General features: G+C 32.2%; 6 protein-coding genes, 2 tRNA genes and 1 pseudogene. 6 read left to right on the top strand and 3 right to left on the bottom strand.

What is annotated here, in order from left to right:
* Positions 1-166 precede the first annotated feature (166 nt).
* Both GGR97_RS14810 and GGR97_RS14815 read right to left on the bottom strand, forming a co-directional pair.
* Positions 167-240 (bottom strand) — tRNA-Asn (locus GGR97_RS14810).
* 237 nt (positions 241-477) lie between these two features.
* Entirely contained in the window at positions 478-1,110 is a 633-nt protein-coding gene (locus GGR97_RS14815; protein WP_167899312.1) for a T9SS type A sorting domain-containing protein, read from the bottom strand.
* On the opposite strand from GGR97_RS14815, the gene GGR97_RS14820 reads away from it, so the two are divergent.
* From GGR97_RS14820 to GGR97_RS14830, 3 genes and pseudogenes are all read left to right on the top strand, one after another.
* Complete coding sequence (locus tag GGR97_RS14820; RefSeq protein WP_167899313.1) at positions 1,099-1,365, top strand: hypothetical protein; 267 nt, start codon at positions 1,099-1,101, stop codon at positions 1,363-1,365. The genes GGR97_RS14815 and GGR97_RS14820 overlap by 12 nt on opposite strands.
* A gap of 65 nt (positions 1,366-1,430) precedes the next feature.
* Entirely contained in the window at positions 1,431-1,784 is a 354-nt protein-coding gene (locus GGR97_RS14825; RefSeq protein WP_167899314.1) for an ISAon1 family transposase N-terminal region protein, read from the top strand.
* A gap of 19 nt (positions 1,785-1,803) precedes the next feature.
* Positions 1,804-2,756 (top strand): annotated as a pseudogene (locus GGR97_RS14830) (ISAon1 family transposase).
* Between the two features lie 146 nt (positions 2,757-2,902).
* Here GGR97_RS14830 and GGR97_RS14835 read toward each other — a convergent pair.
* Positions 2,903-2,976 (bottom strand) — tRNA-Asn (locus GGR97_RS14835).
* A 225-nt stretch (positions 2,977-3,201) separates the two neighbouring features.
* On the opposite strand from GGR97_RS14835, the gene GGR97_RS15405 reads away from it, so the two are divergent.
* The 3 genes from GGR97_RS15405 (at position 3,202) to odhB (ending at position 9,790) form a co-directional block, all read left to right on the top strand.
* Complete coding sequence (locus GGR97_RS15405; protein WP_209272396.1) at positions 3,202-5,442, top strand: DUF7133 domain-containing protein; 2,241 nt, start codon at positions 3,202-3,204, stop codon at positions 5,440-5,442.
* Positions 5,443-5,798: 356 nt separating this feature from the next.
* Entirely contained in the window at positions 5,799-8,522 is a 2,724-nt protein-coding gene (locus GGR97_RS14845) for a 2-oxoglutarate dehydrogenase E1 component (RefSeq protein WP_167899315.1), read from the top strand.
* A gap of 44 nt (positions 8,523-8,566) precedes the next feature.
* Positions 8,567-9,790 (top strand): 2-oxoglutarate dehydrogenase complex dihydrolipoyllysine-residue succinyltransferase, encoded by a 1,224-nt coding sequence (gene odhB, locus GGR97_RS14850; RefSeq protein WP_209272397.1) that lies wholly within the window; start codon positions 8,567-8,569, stop codon positions 9,788-9,790.
* Positions 9,791-10,305: the final 515 nt, after the last annotated feature.

Here is a 10,305-nt window from a genome sequence, read left to right on the forward strand (position 1 = left end):
TTAGAGCTCAGTTCAGAGGTGTTAAAAACGTTGAATTCTTCCTCTTTAGATTGACTAATATTTTTGCCTAAAACACAACTTTTAGGTATGATCCGTTAAAACCTTTCATTTTAGAAAAACATAAACATAAAAAAAGCGTTATCACTAAGTGATAACGCTTTTAAAGCTCCCCCTCTAGGACTCGAACCTAGGACCCTCTGATTAACAGTCAGATGCTCTAACCAACTGAGCTAAGGAGGAAGTTGCATATAGCTACAAAAACCTGTTTTGCGAGTGCAAATATAGTTATAATTTTAACTTCTGCAACAATAATTTCATATAAAAAACGAATTAATTTTGATTAAAAAACTAGAAAACTCATATACAGATATTTAACAAAAAAAATATTTTTCATTCAGTTTAACTATAAGCATACCTACTGATATATTCACCCCTTCTATTTTAGTATGATTGCATAACAGATACTAATTTTAAAAATTAACGAACAACTAGCTTTTTTGTTTTTGTTCCATTAGAAGTTGTTAATATTAAACAATAAACCCCTTGTTTAAATGAAGTTATCGGAATTTGAATAGTTTTAATCCCTTTTGGCACTTTTTGTTGATGAGCTAATAAACCTTTTGTATCGTAAATTAATAGTACTTGAGAATTCTTTAACTCCTCCCCAAAATTAACTGTAACACTTTCTTTTGCTGGGTTAGGATATAAGTTTAGTTCATTCTCTTTGTATAAAATTTTTTCATTAAACAAACCTTCACATACTTTACTTGTTTCAACCTGAAGTAGGTCTCCTTGTTTTACTTCTATGCTAAATGAATTGCTTTCTGTTAAAAGAACAATTTCATTATTCACTTTTATTTTATAAGGTTTTGTTCCTTTATGAACATTAAAAACGGCTACTTCCTGCTCTAAACGAACCTCAGCTACTATAGCTGTTGATTCCTTTACATGCACTTGAAAACATTTTTTGTATTCTTTTCCTTTTATAGTTACACATCCATCATAAGTACCTGGACTTAACCCCTCAACCACCAATTCTTTATCAAAACTATATTCGTTACCATTAAAAATTACACTTATACCACAAGAATGGCTGCTTTGGCAACACAACAATTTCAACAATTGTTTCAAAAACACAATCATTCTTTACCTATTCGTTTTTCTACCCGAATCTCTATTTCAGAAATAAAAGAAGGAAATGCAGTCTATGCAGGCCCCTTAAAAAATAAAAATAGTTTTCTTCACTTTTTTAACCAAGCACATCCACACCTTAATATAAAAGATCACAATTTATACATAAGTAAACATTCTACCAGAAAAGACAGCGTTATTAATTTACAATCAAAAATGGTAGATGAAGAATAGGATCAATCACAAAAGTTGTGTGTGAATTAGGATAGTTTTATTTTTGAGGTTTAAATTTATTCGTATTGGAACTTACTTTAGACCTTTTAAAACTTATACTTCCTGAATTCTTAATCGATAACTTCGATTTAACAAAACATTCTAAAGCGAAAGAAACACTTCATCTATATTTTGAAGAGAAAATAACAGCTCCTAAAGAGTTCTCTCAGCAAATAATTATTGCCCATGGATTCCACAAACAAATAACCATACAAGATTTTCCTATTAGAGGAAATACAGTTTACCTACATATCAAACGTAGAAGATGGCTAGATAAAAACAATGGACAAATTCTACAAAGAGACTGGAATCTAGTAGCTAAGGGAACTCGTATGACAAACGAATTCGCAACTTTTTTAAAAGAAATTAGTCGATACTAAAGCCAGTGACTGTCATACCATAGCCGGATTTTATAACCTTAATGGTAAAAAACTACAAAGACAATATAGAGACTATTTAAGTGAGTTTAAGCAATGGAAACATAAAACACATGCTAAACAATACCTAATATACCCCGAGAACATAGGTAAACACCTCTCTATTGATGAAACTGCTTTATCTAAAGGGGAACTCTACACCATTATCACTAACAAAAAAGCAAAAGGTAAAAAAGGGAGTATTGTAGCTATATGCGCTGGAACTAAAGTAGAACCTATCATTGAACAACTGCTTAAAATCCCTTTTAAAATTAGAAACAAAGTCAAAGAAATCACATTAGACATGGCTAATTCTATGAAAACAATAGCCAGAGTTTGTTTTCCAAAAGCCACACAAGTAACAGACAGATTTCATGTACAAAAACTAGCATTAGAAGCTTTACAAGATATTAGAATCAAACATAGATGGGAAGCTATTGATAGGGAAAACAACTCTATAAAATTAGCAAAACAGAAAAAGACACTCTTTATTCCTGAAACTCTTGATAATGGAGATACTAGAAAACAACTACTCGCTAGAAGTAGATATTTGCGCTACAAAGCTCCTTCCAATTGGACACAAAATCAATACTTCAGAAGTAAAATTCTATTCCAACAATACCCAGACATCAAAAAAGCATTCGACTTAGTGCAAAGTCTCAGAAATATATTTAACAAAGCTAAATCAATAAAAATTGCATACACAAGGTTAGCACAGTGGTATCATCAAGTAGAAAATTAGGATTTAAGGCTTTTAATACAGTCGCAAACTCCATCTATAATAATTATCGATCCATATTGAATTACTTTAATAATAGAAGTACAAACGCTGCTGCTGAATCTTTCAATGCCAAAATCAAAGCTTTTAGAGCTCAGTTCAGAGGTGTTAAAAACGTTGAATTCTTCCTCTTTAGACTCACCAATATTTTTGCCTAATACACAACTTTTAGGTATGATCCCTCTTTAGATTGACTAATATTTTTGCCTAACACACAACTTTTAAGTATGATCCGTCATCCCTTTTTAAAAAGGTTATAAAACTAAAAAAACCTTAACTAATTAAAGTTAAGGTTTTTCTTTTGCTCCCCCTCTAGGACTCGAACCTAGGACCCTCTGATTAACAGTCAGATGCTCTAACCAACTGAGCTAAGGAGGAAGTTGCATATAGCTACAAAATCTTGTTTTGCGGTTGCAAATATAAGTATAATTTTAATTCACACAATAATATTAAAACTTTTTTTTCAAATTTATAAAACACCAATGGTATCCATTAAAGTTAAGCCTTATTTATGAATCTTTTACATAAAGTAAAACAATCCTAAATAAATTAAATTAAAATGAATTTACTTAGTTTTATACCCTCATCATTAATTTATTTTTTGTGAAAAACAGATACTATATTCTTTTTAGTTTTTTAACACTGTTAATCATTAGCAGTTGTAACACCAATTACAATGAACCTCAAATTTCATTAGACTCTTATGTTGTAGAAAACGGATTTAATCTTAAGGCGATTGCATCAGAACCCTATATAGAGGCTCCAGTAAGCATGAGTTTTGATAACAAGGGTAGAATTTGGGTGGTTCAAATGAAAGCTTATATGCAAAATTTAGAAGGTACTGGAGAAGATACTCCTAACGGAAGAATTAGCATTTTAGAAGATTTAGATAATGATGGAGTTACAGATCATGTAAAAGTTTTTTTAGACAGTTTAATACTACCAAGAGCAATAGCTCATGTTTATGGTGGAATTTTATATGCTGAGCCTCCTAATTTATGGTTTGTAGAAATAGAAAACGACCAACCTAAAAACAAAGTACTGGTAGATAATCAATACACTAGAGGAGGAAATGTAGAACATAGACCTAACGGATTAATGATGCATTTAGACAACTGGATTTACAATGCAAAATCTAGTGCTAGGTACCAAAGAAAAAATGGGAAATGGATAAAAGAAAAAACTTCTTTTAGAGGACAATGGGGAATTAGTAAAGATAATTTTGGTAGAATTTATCACAACAACAATTCTGTTATTTTAAAAGGAGATTTAGTACTACCCAACACCCATTTTAAAAATCCTTTTTTCACTCCCAAAGCAGCTTTGGGCAAAAACCTAACTCCAAACCAAAGAATTTATCCTTTGCATGCTACATCAATAAATAGAGGGTATATAGCAGGACGACTAGATAAAGACAGTATTGTTATAAATGCTACAGCAGCTTGCGGACCTGTAATTTACAGAGGAAATCAGTTTCCAAAAGAATATGCAGAAAATGCGTTTGTTTGTATTCCTGAAGGAAATTTAATTAAGAGAATTGTACTTACTCCTTCTCCAAACAATTTAAGTGGTAAACAAGCTATTCCCAAAAAAGAATTTATAGCTTCTACAGATGAAGCCTTTAGACCGGTAAACCTATTTAACGGCCCCGATGGTAGTCTTTACATTGTAGACATGCACCGAGGAATTTTACAAGACAAAGCTTATTTAACGCCCTATTTACGCAATCAATACGCAAAAAAACAATTAGATACAGTTATGGGAATGGGTCGTATTTTAAAAGTTCAAAAAGAAAACACCACTACACCTAAAATGATTGATTTTGAAAAACTCCCTACTTCAGAATTGGTTACATTATTAGAACATTCTAATGGATGGTATAGAGATAGAGCTCAACAATTACTTATTCTCAGAAAAGATTACACTTCGGTAACGTTACTTAAAGAGATGATTACATCATCTAAAAATCCAATTACTCAAATACATGCTTTACACACCTTAAATGGTTTAGATGCTTTAAGTTTTAACTATTTAGAAAAAGTGATTGCTAATAGCAACCAAAGTAAAACCATAAGTCATGTCCTTGTTTTGTTAGAACAATTCTCTAACAGTAACTATGTACTAAAAATGATAGAATTAACCAATAAGTTATTACTTAAAAAGAACCCAGAAATTGATTTATACATTTCTAATTCTTTAGGAAATTGGGCAAAGTTAACACCTACTGAGTTCTTTCCTATTTTATTTAAACTTTCTGATCAGTATCAAGAAAATAAAATTTTTCAAGAAGGAATTATAAGTAGTTTAAGAGGTTTAGAAAAAGATTTTATACTATACCAAAAGCAAGAAAATACCTACAACGCTAGTACTGTTTTAAATAAAGATTTAAACATTATACTTAAAAATCAACTAGATGCAGAAAAAAAACAGAATCAAAAATTAAAAAAACAAAATGTTAAGGCCATTAAAGCAGGCGAAAAAATATTTAGTAATAATTGTGCTACATGCCATGGAAACCAAGGTCAAGGAATTACAAGCCTTGCCCCTCCATTTATAAAATCTGAATTCATATCTCAGTCTTTAGAAAGACTTGCTTTAGTCATTTTACATGGTTTGTCTGGACCAATACACGTAAACGGAACTCTTTACAATTTAAATGCAACCATGCCTGGTTTAGGAGCAAATCCTGAATTTAAGGATGAGGATATTCAAAATATTATCTACTATTTACAAAACACTTTTTCAGAAAAAGAAAAAAAGATCAGCATTCAAAAAATTAAAGAATTAAGAAACGTAAAACCCAAAGAAAGTGTGTTTACAGAAAAAGAATTATTAAAATATTAATCAAAAAACTCATCATCTATTTTATTTGATCAAAAAGAGAAGTTACTACCAACAAAGTAACTTCTCTTTTTTGTTTTCTAAATATATTTAAACACGCTTAATGCTCTAATCTATAAAACTATCATACATTTATAATAGCTTAAATTTCATTAAATTATGAGGTCATTTCCTGAAAATCATTTTTTTGCTCCTCTTTAAATAAAGGATCTATTTCTTAAAAAAAACAAAAAAAATCAATTTGTTATAATTTTTATGATTTGGAAGAATAAAGCAAATACATATGCCGTTAAAAGGACAAATAAATTAATTTTGTTTGTTCGACAACGAACAACAAAATATAAAGACAACATAGTAACATGGATAAATTTTCTTTCCTTAATGCTGCTCACACAGGTTTTATTGCTGATTTATATGAGCAATACCAAATCAACCCTGATAGTGTTGAGCCTAGTTGGAAAAGTTTTTTTCAAGGATATGATTTAGCAAACGAATCATATGAGGGTGAAAACAATATTGAAGTACCTCAAGAAGTAAAAAAAGAGTTTTTAGTACTTGAGCTAATCAATGGTTACAGAACTAGAGGACATTTGTTTACCAAAACAAATCCCGTTAGAGAACGTAGACACTACGAACCTACTTTAGACATTCAAACATTTGGATTGACTAATGATGATTTAAAAACTGTCTTTAATGCTGGTGAAGTAATTGGTATTGGTGCTGCAACTTTAGAAACTATTGTAAATAGATTAAAAGAAATTTACTGTGATTCTATTGGTATTGAATATATGTACATTCGTCAACCAGAAGAAATTCAATGGTGGCAAAGCAGATTAAACAAAAATGCCAATCAAGCGGATTTTAATGTAGAACAAAAAAAATACATTCTTAAAAAGTTAACGCAAGCTGTTGGTTTCGAAAGCTTTTTACAAACAAAATATGTAGGTCAAAAACGTTTTTCTGTAGAAGGAGGAGAAACAGTAATTCCTGCATTGGCTACTGCTTTAAAAACAGCAGCAGAAAGATATAATGTAAAAGAATGTGTGTTAGGTATGGCTCACCGTGGTCGTTTAAATACCTTAACCAATATCTTTAAAAAACCTGTTCGTGATTTATTTTCTGAATTTGAAGGAAAAGATTTTGACGAGGAAAATATTGATGGGGATGTAAAATACCACATGGGGTTAACTCGCAGTAAAACTTATCAAGATGGTTCTGTAATGAAAATGAACCTATTGCCTAACCCATCTCACTTAGAAACTGTAGGACCTGTTGCACAAGGTGTGGCCAGAGCTAAAATAGACAACGTATACAATGGTAACGAAAATGCTATTTTACCAATCATTATTCATGGTGATGCTGCTGTTGCTGGACAAGGTGTTGTATACGAAGTAATTCAAATGAGTAAACTAAACGGTTACAAAACCGGAGGAACTTTACACTTAGTTATTAACAACCAAGTAGGTTTTACCACTAACTATTTAGATGCTCGTTCTAGTACCTATTGTACCGATGTTGCTAAAGTAACTTTATCACCCGTATTACACGTAAATGCAGATGATGTAGAAGCGGTATGTCATGCAATTGAATTGGCATTAGAATTTAGAATGAAATTTAAACGCGATGTCTTTATAGATTTATTAGGATACCGTAAATATGGTCATAACGAAGGTGATGAACCAAGATTTACACAACCTCAATTGTATAAAAACATCTCTAAACATCAAAACCCTAGAGACATTTATATCGATCAGTTAATTGCTGAAAAAAATATAGATGCTGCTTACGCAAAAGGTTTACAAGATGAATACAAAAACTTATTAGAAGAAAAATTCAACCAAGCTAAAAGCGATGAAACTTCTAGAGTAATTCCATTCATGGAAGACACTTGGGAAGGTTTTGTAAGAGAAGGATTAGCAGAAATGTTAACCCCAATAGACACTACTTATCCAAAAGATAAATTAGAAGATATTACAAGAGTCGTATCTCAAAATCCCGAAGGAGTTAAGTTTGTACGTAAAGCACAACGTATTATAGAAGGTCGTGCTAAAATGGTCTTTGAAGACAACAAATTAGACTGGGGATTAGCAGAAACGCTAGCTTATGGTTCTTTGTTAGAAGAAGGATTTAATGTTCGTATTTCTGGACAAGATGTAGAACGTGGTACTTTTAGCCACCGTCATGCCATTTTAAGAGATGAACTTTCAGAAGAACGTATCAACTTATTAAATACAAATAAGAACAATAAAGGGGTAATGACTATTTACAACTCTTTATTATCAGAATACGGAGTTTTAGGTTTTGACTATGGTTATGCTATGGCTCACCCAAACACTTTAACTATTTGGGAAGCACAATTTGGAGACTTTGGTAACGGAGCACAAATTATGTTTGACCAATACATTTGTGCTGCCGAAGACAAATGGAAGTTACAAAATGGTATTGTAATGTTGTTACCTCATGGTTACGAAGGACAAGGATCAGAACACTCATCTGCAAGAATTGAGAGATACTTACAATTGTGTGATTATGACAACATGACTATTGCAAACTGTACAGAACCTGCAAACATGTATCACTTGTTACGTCGTCACATGAAACGTAACCACCGTAAACCTTTAGTTGTTTTTACACCTAAGAGTTTATTACGTCATCCTAAAGCTGTAAATACTATTGAAGAATTGGCTGATGGAAGTTTCCAAGAAGTTATAGACGATACAATTATCAACAAAGCAAACGTTAAAAAAGTGGTTTTCTGTTCTGGTAAATTCTACTACGATATGTTAGAAGAAAGAGAAAAACTAGAAAACGAAAGCGTTGCCTTGGTACGTATAGAGCAATTGTTCCCATTACACGAAGAAAAAATTCAAGCAGTGATAGATTCTTATCCTGCGGATGTAGAATTTGTATGGGCACAAGAAGAACCAGAAAACATGGGAGCGTGGTCATACATGTTACAACGTTTCAATTTGGTACCTTTAACGGTAGCTTCACTTAAATTCTATTCAGTTCCTGCTGCAGGATCTAGCGCAAGATTTAAAAAGAGACACCAAGCAGTATTGGACAAAGTATTCCAAGCATAACAACAAAGAACACTATATAAACAAATAACATATAAAATATTATCATGGTTTTAGAAATGAAAGTCCCTTCTCCGGGAGAATCAATCACAGAAGTAGAAATCGCAACTTGGTTAGTTGAAGATGGTGATTATGTAGAAAAAGACCAACCTATTGCTGAAGTAGATTCAGACAAAGCAACTTTAGAGTTGCCTGCAGAAGAAAGTGGAATTATTACTTTAAAAGCAGAAGAAGGTGATGCTGTAGCCGTGGGTGCTGTAGTTTGTTTAATTGATATGGAAGGTGCTAGACCTGATGGTGCTGCTGCTCCTGCTAAAAAAGAAGAAGCTCCTAAACAAGAGGCGGCTCCTGTAAAAGAAGCTCCCGTAGTTCCTACTACAAATGAAAACGCAACATATGCAACAGGAAGTGCATCTCCTGCAGCTAAAAAAATATTAGACGAAAAAGGAATCAACCCAAGTACTATTCAAGGTACTGGTAAAGATGGTAGAGTTACTAAAGACGATGCAATCAATGCTGTTCCAGCTATGGGTACTACAACAGGTAGCCGTGGTTCTGAAAAGAAAAAAATGTCTATGCTACGTAGAAAAGTAGCACAGCGTTTAGTTTCTGTTAAAAACGAAACTGCTATGTTAACTACTTTTAACGAGGTAAATATGCAACCTGTTTTTGACTTACGTAACCAATATAAAGAGGAATTTAAAGCAAAACACGGAGTTGGTTTAGGATTCATGTCTTTCTTTACTTTAGCCGTAACAAGAGCCTTAGAATTGTATCCTGATGTAAATTCTATGATTGATGGTGATTACCAAATCAAAAATGAATTTGCAGATATTTCTATCGCAGTTTCTGGTCCAAAAGGATTAATGGTTCCTGTAATTAGAAATGCAGAAAACTTATCTTTTAGAGGAGTAGAAGCAGAAGTAAAACGTTTAGCCCTAAGAGCTCGTGATGGACAAATTACTGTAGATGAAATGACAGGTGGTACATTTACAATTACTAACGGTGGTGTATTTGGATCAATGTTATCTACACCAATCATCAACCCTCCTCAATCTGCAATTTTAGGAATGCACAACATTGTAGAACGTCCAATGGCTGTAAACGGTCAAGTGGTTATTCAACCAATAATGTACGTAGCATTATCTTATGACCACCGTATTGTAGATGGTCGTGAATCAGTTGGTTTCTTAGTAGCAATTAAAGAAGCTATAGAAAACCCAATTGAATTGTTAATGAACAACAATCCTAAAAAAGCCTTAGAATTATAATCTAAAACTTTTTAAATATTAAAGAGCATCTTATTCCTTTAAGATGCTCTTTCTTTTTATAGCATTTGGGCATTCCCTTCAAAGCTTTGGAAGGGTCGTGCTTTCCTTACTCGCTTTTCAAAAGGTATATCAGATTATACTGACCATAGTGAAGTATGATTGAGAACCTTTTAAAAGAGCTCAAACATGCCAGTCAATCACTAATGCAAATCAAGTACAACCATATCAACCTTTAAGGTAAAATCTAAGGTCATAGAATAGAGTAGAGATGTATTCTCACTTTTATATTAACATCTTTAACACAGAACCCAAACAATCTAAATTTATAATTCTTCGCTACAATCTATTATCACTCTAGGGACATCGAGCGGAGTCGAGATGTATAGGCTCAATCACAAAAGTTGTGTGTGAATTAGGATAGTTTTAATTTTGAGGTTTAAATTTATTCGTATTGGAACTTACTTTAGATCTTTTAAAACTTATACTTCCTGAATTCTTAATCGACAACTTCGATT

The sequence above is a fragment of the Wenyingzhuangia aestuarii genome, from assembly GCF_011927765.1.
GTDB classification, from domain to species: domain Bacteria; phylum Bacteroidota; class Bacteroidia; order Flavobacteriales; family Flavobacteriaceae; genus Wenyingzhuangia; species Wenyingzhuangia aestuarii.

Coding starts and splice junctions, on each gene's coding strand:
- GGR97_RS14845 (WP_167899315.1), top strand. CDS start 5,799: ATGGATAAATTTTCTTTCCTTAATGCTGCTCACACAGGTTTTATTGCT.
- odhB (WP_209272397.1), top strand. CDS start 8,567: ATGGTTTTAGAAATGAAAGTCCCTTCTCCGGGAGAATCAATCACAGAA.